This is a genomic window from Azohydromonas aeria (assembly GCF_009760915.1).
Classification (GTDB): Bacteria; Pseudomonadota; Gammaproteobacteria; order Burkholderiales; family Burkholderiaceae_C; genus Azohydromonas; species Azohydromonas aeria.
On the sequence record NZ_VIDQ01000108.1, the window covers coordinates 1 to 17,603 of the forward strand.

Here is a 17,603-nt window from a genome sequence, read left to right on the forward strand (position 1 = left end):
GCCACTCATGGACGCCGACGAGCGCTACGTCAACCGCTTCGCGGCCGTGGCGCGCGACGCGCCCTGGGCGCCGCCGTGGGACCCGTCGCTCGACCTGCCCGCGCTGCCGCTGATGACGGCCAGCGTCGTGGGCGTGGAGGGCGTGCCGGTGTGGTGCGACGAGCTGGGGCGCGTGAAGGTGCAGTTCCACGGCCTGGATACCGAGGACCACGCGCACGCCGGCGGCGCGGGCACCAACGGCAACGCCGGCGACGGCGCCTGGGTGCGCGTCAACGGGCTGTGGTGCGGCTCGGGCTTCGGCGTGGTGTTCCCGCTGCGCCCAGGCATGGAGGTGAGCATCGGCTTCGAGATGGGCGACCCGTCGCGCCCGGTGATCCTGGGCAGCCGCCACCACGCCAGCAACGTGGCGCCGCGCTTCGACGGCCTCATCGGCCTGCCGCACAACCACGGCTTGAGCGGCATCGTCACGCGCGAGCTCGGCGGCGGCCGCGGGCAGCAGCTGCGCTTCAACGACAGCCCGCGGGGCTTCAGCGCGCAGCTCGCCAGCGACCACGCGGCCAGCCAGCTCAACCTGGGCGACCTGGCCACGCCGATGCGCCAGGGGCGGACGACTCCGCGGGGCGAAGGCGCCGAGCTGCGCAGCGACGCGGCCACGGCGCTGCGCGGCGGCCAGGGCGTGCTGATCTCCTCGGCGGCGCAGCCCGGGGCGTGCGGCCATCACCTGGCGCGTGAGGAGCTGTTGGGGCTGGTGCGCGCGCTGCACGCGGCGGTGGAGCAACTGGGGCAGCTGGCCGACACGCACCACGCCGGCGCGACGGACCCCGAACGGCTGCGCCGACTGGTGCAGTTGCTGGCCGACTGGGACAAGGGCTCCAACGTGGACGCGAAGGCGGCCGGCGGCGGCGCGCCGGTGGTGGCCGTCAGCGCCGCGGCGGGCGCGGCCATCGCCAGCCAGGACGAGCTGCTGCTGGGCGCGCAGACCCACATCGACGCGGTGAGCGTGGGCCACACGCAGCTCACCAGCGGCGGCCAGATCCGCCAGCGCGCCGCGCAGGGCGTGAGCACCTTCGCGCACCGGGGCGGCATCGAGGCCGTGGCGGCTAAGGGGACGGTGCAACTGCAGGCGCATGACGGCGACATCGACCTGATGGCCGCCGGGACTATCCGGCTCACGGCCGGGGTGAAGGTACTGATCCAGGCGCCGGAGGTGGAGCTCGTCAGCCAGGGCGCGGCCACGCGCTGGGGCGGCGGGGCGATCTTCGAGCAGGCGCGCGGGGCCTATGTCGTCAGGTCGATGACGTTCTCGCACAGCAGCGGCGGGGACGGGGTGCCGGCGGGGGTAAAGGCGCCGGGGAGCGACTTGGAGTTTGACCAGCACATCGTGCTGTTCGACGCCTTCACGGACTTGCCGGTGGCGCAGCGCCGCTGCCGGATTCAGGTCGAGGACGGACAAGTGATCGAGGCCACGACGGACGCACAGGGCAAGGTCCCGGTATTCCGATCCTCCATTCCTTATGCGCGCTACAGCGTGGAACTGCTGGACTGAAAGGAACCAATGCAATGGCCACTTCCGCCATTCCGGGCCGGCAATTGCCCGTACGTCCCGAAACGGGAGGCCGCATCACTGAGGGCTACGTCACGCCTACACCGGACAGGCTGCCGCAGAAGGTAGCCGTACCGCCGCGGCGCGTCATACCTATTGTCTTCTTGCCTGGAATCATGGGATCGAATCTGCGTCTGTCCGCACAGCGGCAACGCGAGCTTGGAAAGGACAACAACATTGCTTGGCGACCCGATCGCAGTGGAGAAGCTTCGGCATTGCTTATTGCCACGCCAGCGCAACGGCAAATGCAACTGGACCACACTCAAACTGAAGTAGATGTTTATGCGCCTGATTCGCCGACGGGCGACACGGAGGAATCACCCGAAAAACGCCACGACAACGTGGAGGTGGAACTCACGTATCCGTTGGCGCTACGCAACGCCACCCTCCTGTTGACCGATGATCCGCCAACAGTACGCCCTCGCCGTACCAAGGAACAGAAGGCCCGTGAACGCGGCTGGGGCGAAGTATTTTTCGACAGTTACGGCGAACTGCTGCAACTCTGCGAGCGGCGGCTGCACTCAGCCTTCAGCGGTGGACGGCTCCTCAGTTGGTGGAAGAATATTGTCGGTGTAGATCCGTCGGCTTGGCAGGCGCATCCGGGGTCAAACCTGCAGCCACTGCAAGAAGAGGAATTGCGACAGGCTTTGCATGACTGCTGGTTTCCTGTGCATGCCATGGGATACAACTGGCTCAAATCCAACCGTCAATCAGGAATTAGTGTAGCTCAGCGCATCAATAAATTGATTTCTCAATACAAAAGCTGGGGATTTGAATGCGAAAAAGTGATTATAGTTACACACAGCATGGGTGGACTGGTTGCACGCGCACTGATTCATCCCGACATGGGGAATCTTCAACACAAAGTTTTGGGTGTTGTGCATGGGGTAATGCCTGCCATCGGAGCGGCTGCTGCTTATAAACGCATGCGCTGTGGATTTGAAGACAGCGGCGCCAACATTCCAGCAAAAGTACTGGGTAACTTCGGAAATGAAGTTACCGCAGTATTAGGCAACTCTCCTGGAGGACTAGAATTACTACCCAGCGAGGCCTATGGAAACCACTGGCTGTTGGTCACTCACAAAGGGCAAGAACAAATAAGATTACCTCAAGAAGGCGATCCTTACAAAGAAATCTACAAACTACGTAATCCATGGTATCGATTATTCAATGAATCTTGGATAAATCCCGCAGGAATGAGTGCCCGTGATAGCTCCATTGAGAACACTCATGACTTACTGATGCAAGCAAAGGCCTTTCATGCAGAAATTCTTCATACCTATCACCCCAACACTTATGCTCATTATGGTGCCGGCCTCAATAATCCTGCTTGGCATCGAGTAACGTGGGATGTTGGCAACGAAACTGCCTTCAATGCAAATATTAAAGACTTGCAGATATTGGCTGACAACAGGCAAGGCAGCTTGCGAGTGATCGATCCAGCACGACCCAAGCCACCAGGAATGCCAACGCCTTGGTTAGGGGTCAGGCTACAGCCAGCGAGAGACCCCGGTGATCAAACAGTGCCGGCGCATTCAGCGGACCAGCAACTCAGTAGCGGTATGCTCAAAGGCGTATTCCGGCAAACCGGCTATGAGCATCAAGACAGCTATAAAGACGAGGCTGTCCTACATTGTACGCTTTATAGCCTTGTACGCATCATTCAAACAATGAGTTGGAGCAAATGATGCCACCATCACAGTGTGCCGCCAAATTACTGCCACTCTCAGCGCTTGCCTTATTCGCCTTAAGCGGCTGTCATCAGAAAAATCCTTCAAAACAGGAAAGCAACATGGATATCCCAACACCTCGTCTACAAGCGATATTCCAGAAAACAAAATCTGTATGCATGGGACGCTTGGTAATGGATGTGCCGGCCACTGCCCATGTAATATTTGGTTATGCAAGGGTGCACTCCACCATTCGGCGTCTACCTGGCGCGGGCGGAAATGCCGATATCCAGATACAAAAGCGATTAGACATCCTTGAGCAGGAACGCATCTATGCACACAAAATGTTGAAAGACGGTCCGGAAGCAAAATACGGAAAAGTTATTGACGGAGCACTTCCCACGCACAAAATTCTAGTAGGAGTCGATTTAGGCTCAGGAGTTCATTACAAATTGGAATCATATATTAAACTCGGAAGCGACTTATTTATACAAGAAACCAAGGCTCGTACGGCAGAACAAATAAGAGAGAATGGAGGATCGGGCTCATTCTTGGATGCAGTTGCAGAGTTAAATCACACCGCAAAAAACATCCGTTCGAGAGACGAGAATGAAGTACCAAGCGATACTGGCGTATGTATTGACGGCGCTTTTATTGCCAAGCCGCTTGCCGAGTCTGGCGAGAATTTTGCACTTGGCATTCGATTGAACGAATTTCCAGACGCACACTTTTCCATCAACACGCGCGTCAGCGACCGAGACACAGAGCAGGAAACCATCGACGAAATCCAACGACTTCAGAAAGACGCGGAGCGCGCCGCCCAGCGCAGCGGCCATGGTGCCTGGTATGCCGGCATCAAGTTCCTGCGCCGTGGCGAACGTGAATTCAATGGTGGCCGGGGTTACGAAATACTGGCTCGCAAACCGGCTCAGGGCAATGGAACGGAGAACCACCAATTTGTTTTCCATGGCGGCGGTGAAGCGAACAACGAACTGCGGCCCGCATTCGAAATGCAGCTTGACACCGGCGCCGGCAAACAACAAACCGCCCGCGTCCCCCCCAGCCTCACCGACGAGGAAGCCATTGCGCTATGGGACAAGCTGGTCGGCTCCATCCGCGTGCGCCCCACCAGCAAGAAGACCAGCCAGGCCGCCCCACCCAGGATTCCCCTCAACAACCTCCAGCTCTCCGGCCGCACCTGCCCCCAGACCGGCTGGTGGGAATGCGACGACCCCCTGCCCCTGGCGCAGGCCAGCTCGGGCGTGTGGCTGGAAGCAGGCCAGCGCATGCCCATGGTCCGCGTCTGGCTGCGGCCGAACTGGTGGCAGCAGTGGAAGGGTGAGCGCCCTACAGGCCAGCGCGCCGCCACGTGGCGGCTGGCGAGCTACGACGCGCCGCCCACGGTCCCCCCGCCCAGGAAGGGCTGACGCCATGCCGCGGAACGTCATCCGCGTCGGCGACGCCACCGACCACGGCGGCCGGGTGCTCGCCAGCGGCGCGCCGCACTTCACCGTGGACGGCATCTCCGTGGCCTTGCAGGGCGACCCCTGCAGCTGCCCGAAGCGCGGCCACGCCGGCTGCACCATCGCCGAGGGCGATGCGAGCCACACCATCGACGGCGTGCCGGTCGCCTACGAAGGCCACAGGACCAGCTGCGGCGCCCGGCTCATCGCCAGCACGGGCCGCTTCAGCCGCGACGGCTGAGCTCCAGGCTCAGGCGCCCGGCAGCACCTGCCTGATCACCTTGATCAGCTCGGCGGCGGCCACCGGCTTGACCAGCCAGCCGCTGGCGCCGTTCCTGCGCGCCTCGTCACGCTTGACCTGCTGGCTCTCGGTGGTCAGCGTCAGAATCGGCGTGAAGCGCATAATGGTCCGCGCCTGGCGGATCAGCTCCAGACCGTCCATGCGCGGCATGTTGATGTCCGTGACCATCAGGTCCGGCTTCCTCGCCTTGATGCGCTCCAGCGCCTGCACGCCGTCGCCGGCGGTGCTGACCTCGAAGCCGGCGATCTCCAGCGAGCTCTTCAGGCTCATGAGCATGGTGGCCGAGTCATCGACCAGCAGGATGTGCTTCTTCAACTTGGGTTCCTCGTTCCCGAAATCCGGTTCGTTCAATCAAAACAGCTCGATGCGCAGCCCCGGCTGGCCGGGCTGCTCGTGCGCCGCGGCCTCGGGCTCACGGTGCTGCGCCTCGCCGGCGCGGTAGTCGTCCGCCAGCGCGACGGCGCGCTGCGTGGCTTCCACCGTGCCCTGGCCCCGGCGCAGCCGCTCCAGCAGCTCCTCGACCACGCCCTGGCGCGCCTGCAGCGCGGGCTCGACGCGGTCCACGATCTGCTTGACCACGTCCTGGAACTGCGCGGTGTCGAGCAGCGTGGCCAGGCCCTGGTCGAGCTCGGCGTGGTGCGCGGCCACGTCATGCACCAGCTCGCCGTGCACGCTGCGCAGCTGCACGTAACCCTGCTGCAGCGCCTGGGTGCGCCCGGCCAGGCGGGCCGATTCGACCTCGGTGCGGCGCGCGCGCTCGCGGAAGTCGGCGCTCCAGCCCTCCTCCACCTCGCGCGCCAGCGTGCCGATGTCCTGCTCGATGGTGGTGGCGGACTCGCGTGACTGGTTCGCCAGGCGCCGCACCTCCTGCGCCAGCACGGCGAAGCCGCGGCCGGCCTCGCCCGCGCGCGCGGCCTCGATGGCGGCATTGATGGCCAGGATCTCGGTCTGGCGCGCGATGAGCTGGATGGTCTCGGTCAGGCTGGAGAGCTTGCGCACCTCGCCCACCAGGTTCTCCACCGCCGCGCGGTCGCGCGCCATCTGCTCGGGCAGCGCCTGCACGAAGGCCGCCAGCTCGGCGATGGCGTCGCCGTTGCGCTCCATGCTGTCCTGCTCGGCATCGGCGCGCTCGCGCGCCTGGCCCAGCTCGTGCTGCAGCCGGGCCGAGAGGCCGCGCAGCCCCGCCACGCGCTCGACCATCTGCAGCGCCGAGGTGCCGGAGAGGCCCACCGCGCGTTGCAGCTGCGCCATCACCTCGGTGTCCAGGGCGCGCAGGCCCTGCACGGCACGGGCGTCGTCGCCGGGCTGCGCCGCGGCGTCCCCGGTGAAGGCCGGCCGGCCCAGCAGCTTCGAAAACAGGCGCTTCAGCATGGCAGCACCCCGTCAAGCCAGCCCGGCGCCGGGCGTGCGGCCACGCGCGGGCGCAGCGCCAGCAGCACCTGCAGCACGGCGCCGTGCACGTGCTCGCAATCGGACAGCGCCACGGCCGGCGCGGGCTGCTCGCGCAACCAGGCCGCCAGGCCTTCCGCGTCCTCGACACCGACGATGCCTTCGAGCAGCGCTGTGCCTTCTTCGTATCGGATGCCCATGACTACAACAACTCCTTCGGATTGAGCACCATCAGCACGCTGCCGTCGCCCATGAGCGCCGTGCCGGCGAAGCCCGTGAGCCCGGCCAGCACGCCTTCGAGCGGCTTGAGGATGATGTCGGAGGCGCCGTGGAACTGGTCCACCAGCAGCCCCACGTGCTGCGCGCCCAGGCGCAGCACCAGCACGGCGAGCTCGCCGTCGGCATTGGCCAGCGGCGGCGCGTCCAGCGCCAGCAGCTCGCCCAGCGGGCGCAGCGGCACGATGCGCCCGCGCAGCACCGCGGTGCGCGCCTGCTTGAACTGGTGGATGTCCTCGCCGGGCACGCGCACCGTCTCGACGATCTGCTCCATCGGCACGCCGAAGCGCCGCCCCGCGCACTCCACCAGCATCACGTGGCTCACGGCCATGGACAGCGGCAGCGACAGCCGCATCGCCGTGCCCTGCCCCGCGCGGCTGCGCAGCTCGACGCGCCCGCCTACGCGCTCCACGGCCGTGCGCACCACGTCCATGCCCACGCCGCGACCGGAGAGGTCGGAGATGACCTCGGCCGTGGAAAAGCCCGGCAGGAACACAAGCTGCACCGCCTCCGCGTCGCTGAGCGAGGCGGCGCGCTCGGCCGGGATCAGCCCGCGCTCGACCGCCTTGGCACGCACGCGCGCGGCGTTGACGCCGGCGCCGTCGTCCTCGATCTCGATCTCGACGCGGTCGCCCTGCTGCGCCGCGCGCACGCGGATCACGCCTTGGGCCGGCTTGCCCGCGGCCACGCGCGCGGCCGGGGCCTCGATGCCGTGGTCCAGGCTGTTGCGCAGGATGTGGATCAGCGGGTCGGCCAGCGACTCGATGACGTTCTTGTCGGCCTCGGTGTCCTCGCCCTGCAGCTCCAGCCGCACGTCCTTGCCCAGCTTGCGCGAGATGTCGCGCACCAGGCGGTGGAAGCGCTGGAACACCACGCCCACGGGCAGCATGCGCACCTGCATGATGGCCGACTGCATCTCGTCGGCGATGCGGTTGATCACGGCGTACTGCGCCTTGATCTCGCGCGCGAGCTCGCGCTGGCCGAACTGGTTCTCCGCCCGCTGCGCCAGGTACGGCAGCGCGTTCTTGGCCACGACCATCTCGCCGATGAGGTCCATCAGCCGGTCCACCTTTTCCTGCGCGACTTTCAGCACGCGCTGGCCGCCGGCATGGTCGGCGCCGGCGGCCGCGGGAACGGCGGCAGCGCCGGCCACGGGCACGGCCTCGGCGGCTTGCGCCGCTTCAACGGCCGCCGCCTCGGCGGCCGGCGCTGCCGCCGCCACCGCGTGCGTGCGCGCCAGCGCCAGCACGGCGGCAGCGGGCGCGGGAGACGGCAGCGCGTCCAGCGCGGCCACCGCATCGGAAAGCTCCAGCACCTGGCTCAGCCCGCGCAGCGCGCGGCGCACGGCCTCGACCAGGCCGCCTTCGACGCCGGGGTGGTCCAGCAGCTGCACTTGCCGGCGCCACAGCGCCTCGGCCTGCGCGCGCAGCACCGGCACGGCGGCCTCGCTGGCCGGCGCCTCCTGCGGCGCGGGTGCGGCCGCGGTGACCTCGACAGCCGCCTGCGCCTCGGCCGGCGCCTGGTGCCACTGCACCTGCTCGGCCACGCAGCGGAAGTGCTCCAGCAGCTCGGCCGCCGGCGCGCCGCTCAGCAGCACGAACTCCAGGTTGCACTGGTAGCAGTCCCAGGCCACCAGCGCCTCGCCTTCGGGCCAGGGCGACTGCGGCAGCGCCTGCACGTGCAGCAGCCCCGGCGCCGTGGCGGCCAGGCGCCACGGGTCCTCGCCCTTGAAGAAGCAGTCGGTTTCGGGCCGGTAGTACAGCGCGACGGCTTGCGGGTGCGCGGCGCGCGCGGCCGCGTCCAGGCGGTCGAGCCAGTCCGGCGCCGACGTGTCCGTGCCCGGCGCCTCGGGTGCGGCGGCAACGGCCGCGCCTGCCTGCGCCGGCGCCTCGGCCGCCAGCAGCGCGCGCAGCGCGTCGGCCAGCGCCTGCGAGCGGCCGGCGTCGGTGATGGCGCCGGACTGCTCGATCTGGTCGATGAGCAGCACCACGTGGTCCATGGCGTCGAGCAGCGCGTCGGAGAGCTCCGCGCTCCAGGCCATGCGCCCGTCGCGCACGCGGTCCAGCAGGTCCTCGGCGGCGTGCACCACGCGCTCCAGCGGCTTGAACTCGAACAGCCCGCAGTTGCCCTTGAGCGTGTGCACGTTGCGGAACAGGTCGCCCAGCAGCGCCGCGTCGCGCGGGTTGCGCTCGACTTCCAGCAGGCGCTGGCCGATGGTCTCCAGGCACTCGCGCGCCTCGACCACGAACTGTTCCAGCAGCTCGGCGGTGTTCATCGCGTCCCTCCCAGCGCGGCGCGCAGCGCCGCGGTGCGCTCGCCCAGCAGCATCGCGGCGGTGCTCACCAGCGACTGCGGCCGCGCGGGCTTGAACAGGTATTCGTTGGCGCCGGCGCGCCAGGCGGCCTCGCAGTCGTGGCGCTGCGCCTCGGTGGAGACCATCACCACGGGCGCCTGGTGGCGCAGCGGCAACCGGCGCAGCTCGCGCACGAAGGCCAGGCCGTCGAGCTTGGGCATGTTCACGTCCACCACGTAGAGGTCGAAGGCCTCGCCCTCGTCCTGCGCCAGGATGCGCTCCAGCGCTTCCACGCCGTTGCACGCTTCCTGCGTGGCCCAGCCCGCGTCGTCGAGCAGCTTGCGGTGATAGAGCCGCACCGTGGCGGCGTCGTCGATGATGAGGATGCGCGGCATCGCGTCAGCACTCCAGCGGCTTTTGGTGGACCAGGGCGTCGGGAAAGCGCCGTGGCTTGAACAGCGAGCAGATGCGGCTCATCGACTCGGAATGGCCCAGGCAGATGAAGCCGCCCGGCGCCATGGCGTCGTACATCGCCTCGGCGGCGACGCGGCGCGAGAGGTCGTCGAAATAGATCAGCAGGTTGCGGCAGAAGATCACGTCGATGTCGCGAAAGCGCCGCGTGTCGTTGGCGTCGGTGAGGTTGACGCGGCTGAACTCCACGCACTCGGCCAGGTCGCGCGAGATGCGCCAGCTGTCCTGGCCGGTGGCGGTGAAGTACTTGCGCAGGTAATCCTTGGGCAGCTGCCCCACGGAGCGCGCGGAATAGACGCCGCGCTGCGCCGCGGCCAGCACCTGCGTGTCGATGTCCGAGGACAGGATCTCGACCTCGAACTCCTCGATGCGCGCCCAGCGCTCGAGCAGGTAGATGGCGATCGAGTACGGCTCCTCGCCCGTGGACGACGGGATCGACCAGATGCGGATGCGCTCGCCCGGGCGCTTGCGCCCCGCCACCTCGTCGAGCATGCCGTTCACCAGCGCGTCGAGCTGGTACGACTCGCGAAAGAAGTAGGTCTCGTTGACCGTCATCGCGTTGACGAGCTGCTGCAGCTCGCCGCCGGCGGCCTCGAAGCGCAGCGCGATGAAGTAGTCGCGGAAGGTCTCGGCGCCGGTGGCACGCATGCGCTCGACCAGCCGCTTGTCCACGAAGTAGCGCTTGGCCGGCTCGAAGCGGATGCCGGTCTTGCGGTAGAAGAACTCGGCGAACTTCTGGAAGTCCGCGTCGCTGATGGCCGGCGCCGCCGTCACGGCGCTGGTGGTGGCGCTGGTGCTCATGCGGCCTCGATGCGCTCCATCGCCAGCGTGGCGGCGAAGCAGGTGAAAGTGTCGGCGGCGAAGCGCTCGCGCACCGCGCGCAGCGCCGGCAGCGCCTCGGCCGTGCCGACCTCGCCCAGCACCTCGATGGCGGCGCCGACGACGTTGATCTCGGTCTCGGCGTCGAGCAGCTGCGCCAGCCAGTGCGGCACGTCCGGGTGCGCCAGCTCGGCCAGCAGGTTGACGCTCAGGATGCGCACGTCCGGGTCGGCGTCGCGCAGCTGCGCCTGCATGTACGGCGCCACGGCGTCGGGCATGCCGGCGAGGACCTCGATGGCGCCGTTGCGCTGCGCCGCGTCCTCGCTGCGCAGCAGCGCCAGCAGCGCGGGCACGCTGGCCGGGTCGGCCAGCTGCGACAGGCTGGTCTGCAGCACGCTGCGCACGCAGGCATGGCCCTCGACGGCCAGCGCCTCGCACAGCGCTCGCGCGGCCACGCTGCGCGCCGAGCCGTCGAGCAGGCCCAGGTCGCGCGCCGCCAGGCGCCGAACTTGCGTGTCCTCGTCCCGCAGCTGGCGCACGAGGCCCGCCTCGTCGCGCTCGTAGCTGCGCTCGTGCACCTCGTGCAGCGCGGCTGCGGCGTTGAACTTCTTGAGTCCCATGTCGACTCCCTGTGTTGTTGTTGGTTGTCAGCGCAGCCAGTGACGCAGCTGCGCCGCGATCGCGGTGCAGGGCAGCACCAACGAGGCGCCGCCACGCTGGATGAGCTCCTGCGGCATGCCGAACACCACGCAGGTGTCCTCGGACTCGGCGATGGTGCGGCCGCCCGCGCGCTTGAGTCGCGTCATGGCGTCGGCGCCGTCGTGGCCCATGCCGGTGAGCATCACGCCCACGATGCGCTGCGGCTCCAGCACCTGCAGCGCGCTGTCCACCAGCACCTCCACCGAGGGGTGCCAGTGCATGCCGGCGGCCTCGGGCTTGGGCACGGCGTAGAGCCGGCCCAGCCGGCGGCTCAGCGCCAGGTCGGTGCCGGCGCGGGCGACGTAGACGCGGCCCGCCTCCAGCGCCACCGGCGCGGCCACCTCCGACACGCGCAGCGCGCACAAGGCGTCCATGCGCCGCGCGAAGGCCTCGGTGAACTGCGGCGGCATGTGCTGGGCGACCAGCACCGGCCAGGGGAAGTCGGCGGGCAATGCCGGCAGGATGTCCTCCAGCGTGCGCGGCCCGCCAGTGGACACGCCGATGAGCACGACGCCACCGACCTGGTCCGCGCCCGCCGCGACGGGCGCGGCCGGGCGGGCCGCCGCCATCGCGGTGGAAGCCGCACCGAAGGTGCGCACGCTGGTCGGGCGCGGTGCCGGTGCCGGTGCCGGTGCTGCTGCCGGCACCGGCGCCGCGGCGGCCCGGCGCGGGGCACGGGCCCCGGCGCGCGAACGCGCCGCCGCCGCCACCTTCTCCACCAGCTGCGCGCGGATGTCGTCCACGTGCAGCGAGATGGTGCCGCCGGGCTTGGCGATGAAGTCCACCGCGCCCAGCGCCAGCGCCTCGAAGGTGGCCAGGGCGCCCTGCTCGGTCAGCGACGAGACCATCACCACCGGCGTCGGGCGCGCGGCCATCATCAGCGACAGCGCCGTGAGGCCGTCCATCTCCGGCATGTTGATGTCGAGCGTGACGACGTCGGGTTCGACGGCCAGCAGCTGCTCCACGCCCTGCGCGCCGTTGCGCGCGGTGTGCACTTCCCAGCCGGCCTCGCCCAGCACGCTGCCGATGAGCTTGCGCATCAGCGCGGAGTCATCGACCACCAGTACCTTCCCCACTTCCGGGATCCTCCTGACCTTGAGTCCTTGCGTTGGCCCTGCTCACGCCGCCAGCGGCAGCGCGTCGTCCTCTTCGTGCACCGTCGCGGCGCCGCCGCGGCCCAGGCCCGAGACGGCCTGCAGCTCCGAGCCGTGCAGCAGCTGCGAGGGCTCGATGAGCATCACCAGGCGCTTGCCTCCGTCGAGGTTGGCCACCCGGCCGATGAGCCGGCTCTGCTCCTGCGACAGCGCCGGCGCCGGCGTGATCTGGCCGCGCGGGATGCGCAGCACCTCGGCCACCGAGTCCACGATGAAGCCGGTGCGCACGCCGTCGAGCAGGTAGACCATGATGCGCTGGCCCTCGTTGCGCTCGATCACCGGCAGGCCCAGGCGCGCGCGCTGGTCCACCACCGGCAGCACCGTGCCGCGCAGGTTGATCACGCCCTCGACGAAGGCCGGGGTGCGCGGCACGCGGGTGAGCGTGGGCGGCACGCGCACGATCTCCTGCACGCTCATGATCGGCACGCCGAACTCCTCGGCGCCCAGGCGGAAGATCACCAGCTGGGTGTCGTCGTCGGCGTCGTTGCCGGCGTCCTGGTTGTCAACGTCGTTCACGTCGTCCTCGTTGCGAATCTCGTCGGTTGCGGCCGCACCGGCACCCTGTGCCAGCGCCTGGCGCATGCCCGGCACCTGCAGCAGCCGGTCCGTGGCGATCACGGACACCAGCCGCTTGCCCTGGTCGAGGCGGCAGATGGCGGAGAACTCCTGCATCTCCTGCTGGCGCGCCAGCAGCCCGGGCATCGGCTCGGCCTGCGCGCGCGGCACGCTCATGACTTCCTTCACGGCATCCGTGACCAGGCCCACGTGCAGGTTGCCCGGCAGCGTGGTCACGACGATGCGCTGCTGCACCTCCGCGTCCACCGGCGCCAGGCCGAAGAGGCCGCGCAGGCTCACCAGCGGCAGCAGCCGCTGGCGCAGCGACATCAGCCCGACCACGTGCCCCGGCGCGTTCGGCAGCACGCTGAACTGCTCGGGGAACTGCACGATCTCCTGCACCTCGGCAATGTCGAGGGCATATTCCTGCCCCGCCACCGAGAACGACACCAGGCGCAGCTCGTCGCTGGCCACGGCGTCCTCGTCGAGGGCCGCGTCGTGCGCGCCCGAGTCGGCGCCCGAGGCGCCCTGCTCCGCGGCCGCCGTACCGATGGCGCGGAACTGGTCCCGGATCAGCTGTGTGAAATCCACCACCAGCAGCATCTCGGTGCCGCCTTCGGGCAGCGCGCGCTTGATCACGCCGGTGAGGTAGTCGGCGCTGAGCACCGACTGCACCTGCTCGGCCGGCTCGATCTCGCCGGGCTCCACGCTCACGACGCTGGCGACGCGGTCCACCACGAAGCCCAGCGGCTGGCCCAGGTTGATGACGACGGCACGCGTGGCGTCGTCGTTGGCCTGCGCCTCGCAGCCGAAGAGCCGGCGCAGGCTGATGATGGGCAGCACGCGCCCGCGCAGGTTCGCCAGGCCGTCGAGCACGGCCGGTGCCAGGGGCAGCCGCGCCACCTCGGGCACGCGGATGATCTCCTGCACCGGCGCCATCGGCACCGCGAACATCTCGCCCGCCACCGCGAAGGTGACGAACTGCAGGCCCATCCCGGCGCCGTCGTCGGCGGCCGCGTCGTCCTGCATCTCAGGTTGGTTGCTCAAGGAAATACTCCTTCAGCGTCTCAGGCGCTCTGCAGCTCGTCGGCCAGCGAGGCGATTTCCTCGATGGCGGCGGCCAGCTCCTCGGCGCCCTGCGACTGCTGGCGCGCGGCGCCCGACGCTTCCTCGGCCGACTTCTCGGCCTGCGTGGCGGCGGCGGCGATCTGCTGCACGCCGGCCTTGACCTGCGTGACGGCGCTGGCGATCTCCTGCGCCGCGGCCACGGCCTCGCCGTTGCCGCGCTCGATGGCATCGACGTCGGTTTCCAGGCGGATCAGGTTGGCAGTGATGGACTTGGCCTTCTCCACCTCGCCCAGCGCGGCGGTGACGATGGCGTGCAGGTCGCGCCCGACCAGGCCGATCTGGTCCTGGATGGCCTTGACCATGTCCTTGATGCGGTCGGCGTTCTCGGCCGAGTCGTGCGCCAGGTTGCGGATGTCGGTGGCCACCACCACGAAACCCTTGCCGTACTCGCCGGCGCGCGCGGCCTCGATGCTGCCGTTGACGGCGAGCATGTTGGTCTGGATCGAGACCTGCGTGATCGCGTCCACGATCTTGTCGATCTTGCGCGACACCAGCTCCAGCTCCTTGACCTGCGCGATGCTGTCCTGCGTGGCGCTCACGCTGGTGGACACGCCGGTGACCAGCGCGTCGATGTTCTTCTTGTTCTCGCCCATGAGCGAGCGGATGGCGCGCGAGCGCTCGCCGGCCTGCGTGGCGCGGCTCTCGGCCAGCTGCGCGCCGCGCTCGATCTGCGACACGGCGGCCGCCGCCTCGTTGGTGGCCGCGGCCTGCGACTGCGCGCCTTTGCGGATCTGCTCCAGCGCCACCATGATCTGGCTGGCCGAGCGGTTGATCTCCTGCACCGCCGAGGACAGCTCCTCGGCCGAGGACGCGACCTCTTCGGCGCTCTTGGCGATGTCGGTGGAGTTCTTGAGCTCGTCGGCGATGTCGGAGAGGCCCTGCGCGGTCTGCTCGCACATGGCCAGCGCGGACGACTGCTCGTCCACGGTCTTGTTCGATTCCTCGCAGGCCGAGGACTGCTCGGTGGCGGCCGCGGCGATGGCCTCGGCGCCCTTGAGCGCCTGCTGCGCGGCGATGCTGCTCTGGCTGGCCGCGGCGGCGATCTCGGCGGCGCCGCCGGCGATCTCGGCGGCGTCACTGCGGATGCTCTCGAGCTGCTGCAGGATCAGCGCGCTCTTCTCGACCTCGCTCTTGACGGTCTCGGCCGAGGTGTTGATGCCGGCGGCGATGCACTTGACTTCGCCCTGGATCTGGCCGACCAGCTCCTGGATCTGCCGGGCGCTCTTCTCGGAAGTCTCGGCCAGCGTGCGCACCTCGTCGGCGACCACGGCAAAGCCCTTGCCGTGCTTGCCGGCGCGCGCGGCCTCGATGGCGGCGTTCAGGGCGAGCAGGTTGGTCTGGTCGGCGATGCGGGCCACGGCCTTGACGATGTCGCCGATGTTGGCGGCCTGGCGCTCCAGCTCCGTCATCATCTTCACCGACTCGGCCTGGCGGTCGGCGGCGGTGGCGACGTTGTTGACGGTGGCCTGCACCTCGGCATTGACCTGGCCCGCGAGCGTCTGCATGGCCTCGGCCGTGCCGCGCGCGGTGTTGACGGCCTCGAGCTGGCGCGTGATGGCCACGGACACCTGGTTGATGGCGGCCAGCGACTCCTGCGCGGCGCCGGCGGCCTCCTCGGCGCCGGTGGCGATCTGGCCGGAAGCGCGGCGCAGCTCCTCGGCGGCGGAAGAAGCCTCGTTGATGCCGGCGGCCAGCTGGCTGGAGGCGGCGGCCACGCGCTCGGCGGCCTGCTGCTGCTTGGCCAGCGTGCGCGCGCGCTTGCGCTGCTGGTCGGCGTCGCGCGCCACCTGCTTGGGGATGGCGCCGCCGGACAGTTGCGCAGGCGACGAGGCGGCCAGCGTGCTGGCCTTGCGGACGAGGGACATCAGGAAATCTCCGGGAAAGGGGGGAACGAAGGTCGGGTCAAAGAACGTGGCCTCGGCAACGGACACGAGGCCGGCAGGTCGATGCGTGCGCAAGCGCCGGTGGGCGCAGCCTTCGCTCGGTCAGCCGTCGGGGCTTGCCGTTTGGGCATGCCGCGCAGTGTGTTTGGCCCACGCACCACTTCGTGGCAGGACTGTGAACCCGGGCTCTTCCCGGGTCGGCCTGAGTGCGGTAGCTCACAGTCTTCTTGCGCGTGGGCTCCGCCTGCTTTACGGCCACGGCGGCGACCCCTGTAGGGGCCCGCACCAGAAATGTGAAACTTAGGGTTCGAAGCGTGAAATCGGCCACCCGGGGAGCGTTCGCTGCCCTGCACTGGTGCTGTCGCGGGCGCCCGGTTTGAGCCACGTCAAGCCTGGCTCATGTCGTTGCCGCGAAGGTGCGCGGCGTCGCATGCACCCTGACCCGGGCGGGGCTGCACGATGGCCCGGCCCGTGCCACCGGTTGAGCGCGAAACGCAGCGAAGCCCCGGCGCAGCCACGCTCCGGCCAAGGCCGGCCCGTGAACCCGGTCACACTTGCACCTGTTCCCAACACCCGTTTCCCATGTATCAGCACCTGCTCGTGCCCGTGGATGGCACCGCGCTGTCCGCCCTGAACATCACGCAGGCCGCCCGGCTGGCCCAGCGCCTGGGCGCGCGCATCACCTTCTTCCATGGCGCGCCGGACTTCGGCGGCACCGGCGAGGGCTCGGCCTTGCGCGAGCTCGACCCGGCCTGGTTCGCCCACGAGGCCTTTGGCGACAGCGCCGCGCTGCTGGGCAAGGCCCAGGCCGAGGCACAGGCGCTGGGCGTGCCCTGCGACGGCCTGGCCCGCATCACCGGGCGCCCTGCGCAAGCCATCCTCGACGCCGCCGCCGAGCGCGGCTGCGACCTCATCGTCATGGCCTCGCACGGGCTGCGCGGCATGCGCACCTGGCTGCAGGGCTCGCACACCGAGCGGGTGCTGCGCCAGTCGCGCGTGCCGGTGCTGGTCACGCGCGTGGAGCGCGACGAGCCGCTCACCGCGCGGGAGCGTGCCACCGCGGCCCTGCTCGACGAGCACCGCTCCATGGCCGTGGTGGTCAAGGGGATGCAGGGCCTGGCGGCCGAGGCGCGCCAGGGCGGGCGGCTCGACGTGGCGGCGCTGCGGCCGATGCTGCAGTACCTGCGCGACTTCCCGGAGCGGCTGCACCATCCCAAGGAGGAGCGGCACCTGCACGCGCGGCTGCTGGAGCGCCATCCGGACGCGGCGGAGCTGCTGGCCGAGCTGGAGCGCCAGCACCAGGCCGAGTACGAGGCGGTGCGGCGGCTGACGCGGCTGGTGGACCGCTGCGCCGCCGGCGCGCCCGAAGCCGCCCCGGCGCTGCAGGAGGCGGTGCAGGACTTCGCGGCGGCCGCCTGGGCCCACATGGCGCTGGAGGAAGGCCGGCTGCTGGCGCTGGCGGGCGAGCACCTGCTCGAAGCCGACTGGCTGGAGCTGGCCGAGGCCTTCGAGGCCAACGACGACCCCGGCCTGGGCCGCTACGAGGCCGAGGACCTGAAGAAGCTCTTCAGCCGCATCGCGCGCTGGGTGCCGCACTGAGCGGCCGGGCGGCGCAGCGCCCTGCCCTCAGCCCTCGCCCTGCTCCATGTAGAAGCGCACCATGCGGGCCATCACCAGCGGCGACTGCCACTGGCGCGCATCGAGCCGGCGCATCAGCGTCGGCGTGGCGGTGCCGCTGGCCACCACGTGCGCGCGCAGCCGCTCCATCCAGGCGGCCTGCTCCTCTTCGGGCAGCGCCTCGAAGGCCTGCCGCGCCCGGGCCAGCGCCTGGGCCTGCGCGTCGTGCACGGCCGGTGCCGCCGGCGCGGGCGCCGCGGCGACGGGCGCGGACGGCGCGCC

At 69.3% G+C, this 17,603-nt stretch carries 16 protein-coding genes; 5 read left to right on the plus strand and 11 right to left on the minus strand.

Annotated features, from left to right (window positions below; all coding sequences use genetic code 11):
- The 4 genes from FJ694_RS33045 to FJ694_RS33060 all read left to right on the plus strand — a co-directional run.
- Positions 1 to 1,546 (plus strand): DUF2345 domain-containing protein (locus FJ694_RS33045; RefSeq protein ID WP_157271779.1); only part of this gene is annotated, 1,546 nt, incomplete at its 5' end.
- Positions 1,547 to 1,560: 14 nt separating this feature from the next.
- Positions 1,561 to 3,291, plus strand: coding sequence for a Tle4 family T6SS lipase effector (locus FJ694_RS33050; protein ID WP_157271780.1), 1,731 nt, complete (start codon positions 1,561 to 1,563; stop codon positions 3,289 to 3,291).
- Positions 3,288 to 4,700 (plus strand): T6SS immunity protein Tli4 family protein, encoded by a 1,413-nt coding sequence (locus tag FJ694_RS33055; protein ID WP_157271781.1) that lies wholly within the window; start codon positions 3,288 to 3,290, stop codon positions 4,698 to 4,700. The genes FJ694_RS33050 and FJ694_RS33055 overlap by 4 nt, the downstream gene beginning before the upstream one ends.
- Positions 4,701 to 4,704: 4 nt before the next feature.
- Positions 4,705 to 4,977 carry a PAAR domain-containing protein gene (locus FJ694_RS33060; protein ID WP_157271782.1) on the plus strand — a complete coding sequence of 91 codons (273 nt, stop codon included), beginning with the start codon at positions 4,705 to 4,707 and terminating at the stop codon, positions 4,975 to 4,977.
- Between the two features lie 9 nt (positions 4,978 to 4,986).
- On the opposite strand, the gene FJ694_RS33065 is transcribed toward FJ694_RS33060, so the two are convergent.
- The 10 genes from FJ694_RS33065 to FJ694_RS33110 are packed head-to-tail and all read right to left on the minus strand — an operon-like array spanning position 4,987 to position 15,686.
- Positions 4,987 to 5,352, minus strand: a complete 366-nt coding sequence (locus tag FJ694_RS33065; RefSeq protein ID WP_157271783.1) for a response regulator — start codon at positions 5,350 to 5,352, stop codon at positions 4,987 to 4,989.
- A 36-nt stretch (positions 5,353 to 5,388) separates the two neighbouring features.
- Positions 5,389 to 6,408: a methyl-accepting chemotaxis protein gene (locus FJ694_RS33070; protein ID WP_157271784.1), complete on the minus strand. Its 1,020-nt coding sequence runs from the start codon at positions 6,406 to 6,408 to the stop codon at positions 5,389 to 5,391.
- Complete coding sequence (locus FJ694_RS33075) at positions 6,402 to 6,626, minus strand: hypothetical protein (protein WP_157271785.1); 225 nt, start codon at positions 6,624 to 6,626, stop codon at positions 6,402 to 6,404. Before FJ694_RS33075 ends, FJ694_RS33070 begins: the two co-directional genes overlap by 7 nt.
- 2 nt (positions 6,627 to 6,628) lie before the next feature.
- Positions 6,629 to 8,977, minus strand: coding sequence for a chemotaxis protein CheA (locus tag FJ694_RS33080; protein ID WP_157271786.1), 2,349 nt, complete (start codon positions 8,975 to 8,977; stop codon positions 6,629 to 6,631).
- On the minus strand, positions 8,974 to 9,390 hold the full coding sequence (locus FJ694_RS33085) for a response regulator (RefSeq protein WP_157271787.1): 417 nt from the start codon (positions 9,388 to 9,390) through the stop codon (positions 8,974 to 8,976). The genes FJ694_RS33080 and FJ694_RS33085 overlap by 4 nt, the downstream gene beginning before the upstream one ends.
- A gap of 4 nt (positions 9,391 to 9,394) precedes the next feature.
- Positions 9,395 to 10,267 (minus strand): CheR family methyltransferase, encoded by an 873-nt coding sequence (locus tag FJ694_RS33090; protein ID WP_198321135.1) that lies wholly within the window; start codon positions 10,265 to 10,267, stop codon positions 9,395 to 9,397.
- Positions 10,264 to 10,905 (minus strand): HEAT repeat domain-containing protein, encoded by a 642-nt coding sequence (locus FJ694_RS33095; protein WP_157271788.1) that lies wholly within the window; start codon positions 10,903 to 10,905, stop codon positions 10,264 to 10,266. Before FJ694_RS33095 ends, FJ694_RS33090 begins: the two co-directional genes overlap by 4 nt.
- Positions 10,906 to 10,932: 27 nt before the next feature.
- Positions 10,933 to 12,060, minus strand: coding sequence for a chemotaxis-specific protein-glutamate methyltransferase CheB (gene cheB, locus FJ694_RS33100; protein WP_157271789.1), 1,128 nt, complete (start codon positions 12,058 to 12,060; stop codon positions 10,933 to 10,935).
- A gap of 42 nt (positions 12,061 to 12,102) precedes the next feature.
- On the minus strand, positions 12,103 to 13,740 hold the full coding sequence (locus FJ694_RS33105; RefSeq protein ID WP_232540334.1) for a chemotaxis protein CheW: 1,638 nt from the start codon (positions 13,738 to 13,740) through the stop codon (positions 12,103 to 12,105).
- Positions 13,741 to 13,760: 20 nt separating this feature from the next.
- Positions 13,761 to 15,686, minus strand: coding sequence for a methyl-accepting chemotaxis protein (locus FJ694_RS33110; protein WP_157271790.1), 1,926 nt, complete (start codon positions 15,684 to 15,686; stop codon positions 13,761 to 13,763).
- Positions 15,687 to 16,286: 600 nt separating this feature from the next.
- On the opposite strand from FJ694_RS33110, the gene FJ694_RS33115 reads away from it, so the two are divergent.
- The gene (locus tag FJ694_RS33115) at positions 16,287 to 17,303 is read left to right on the plus strand and encodes a universal stress protein (protein WP_198321136.1); all 1,017 of its coding nucleotides are present in this window, start codon (positions 16,287 to 16,289) and stop codon (positions 17,301 to 17,303) included.
- A 27-nt stretch (positions 17,304 to 17,330) separates the two neighbouring features.
- Here the strand turns inward: FJ694_RS33115 and FJ694_RS33120 are convergent.
- Positions 17,331 to 17,603: hypothetical protein (locus tag FJ694_RS33120; RefSeq protein ID WP_198321137.1), on the minus strand; the 273-nt coding region annotated here is incomplete at its 5' end.

Coding starts and splice junctions, on each gene's coding strand:
- FJ694_RS33050 (WP_157271780.1), top strand. CDS start 1,561: ATGGCCACTTCCGCCATTCCGGGCCGGCAATTGCCCGTACGTCCCGAA.
- FJ694_RS33060 (WP_157271782.1), top strand. CDS start 4,705: ATGCCGCGGAACGTCATCCGCGTCGGCGACGCCACCGACCACGGCGGC.
- FJ694_RS33095 (WP_157271788.1), bottom strand. CDS start 10,905: ATGGGACTCAAGAAGTTCAACGCCGCAGCCGCGCTGCACGAGGTGCAC.
- FJ694_RS33085 (WP_157271787.1), bottom strand. CDS start 9,390: ATGCCGCGCATCCTCATCATCGACGACGCCGCCACGGTGCGGCTCTAT.
- FJ694_RS33075 (WP_157271785.1), bottom strand. CDS start 6,626: ATGGGCATCCGATACGAAGAAGGCACAGCGCTGCTCGAAGGCATCGTC.
- FJ694_RS33055 (WP_157271781.1), top strand. CDS start 3,288: ATGATGCCACCATCACAGTGTGCCGCCAAATTACTGCCACTCTCAGCG.
- FJ694_RS33115 (WP_198321136.1), top strand. CDS start 16,287: ATGTATCAGCACCTGCTCGTGCCCGTGGATGGCACCGCGCTGTCCGCC.
- FJ694_RS33090 (WP_198321135.1), bottom strand. CDS start 10,267: ATGAGCACCAGCGCCACCACCAGCGCCGTGACGGCGGCGCCGGCCATC.
- FJ694_RS33070 (WP_157271784.1), bottom strand. CDS start 6,408: ATGCTGAAGCGCCTGTTTTCGAAGCTGCTGGGCCGGCCGGCCTTCACC.
- FJ694_RS33110 (WP_157271790.1), bottom strand. CDS start 15,686: ATGTCCCTCGTCCGCAAGGCCAGCACGCTGGCCGCCTCGTCGCCTGCG.
- FJ694_RS33080 (WP_157271786.1), bottom strand. CDS start 8,977: ATGAACACCGCCGAGCTGCTGGAACAGTTCGTGGTCGAGGCGCGCGAG.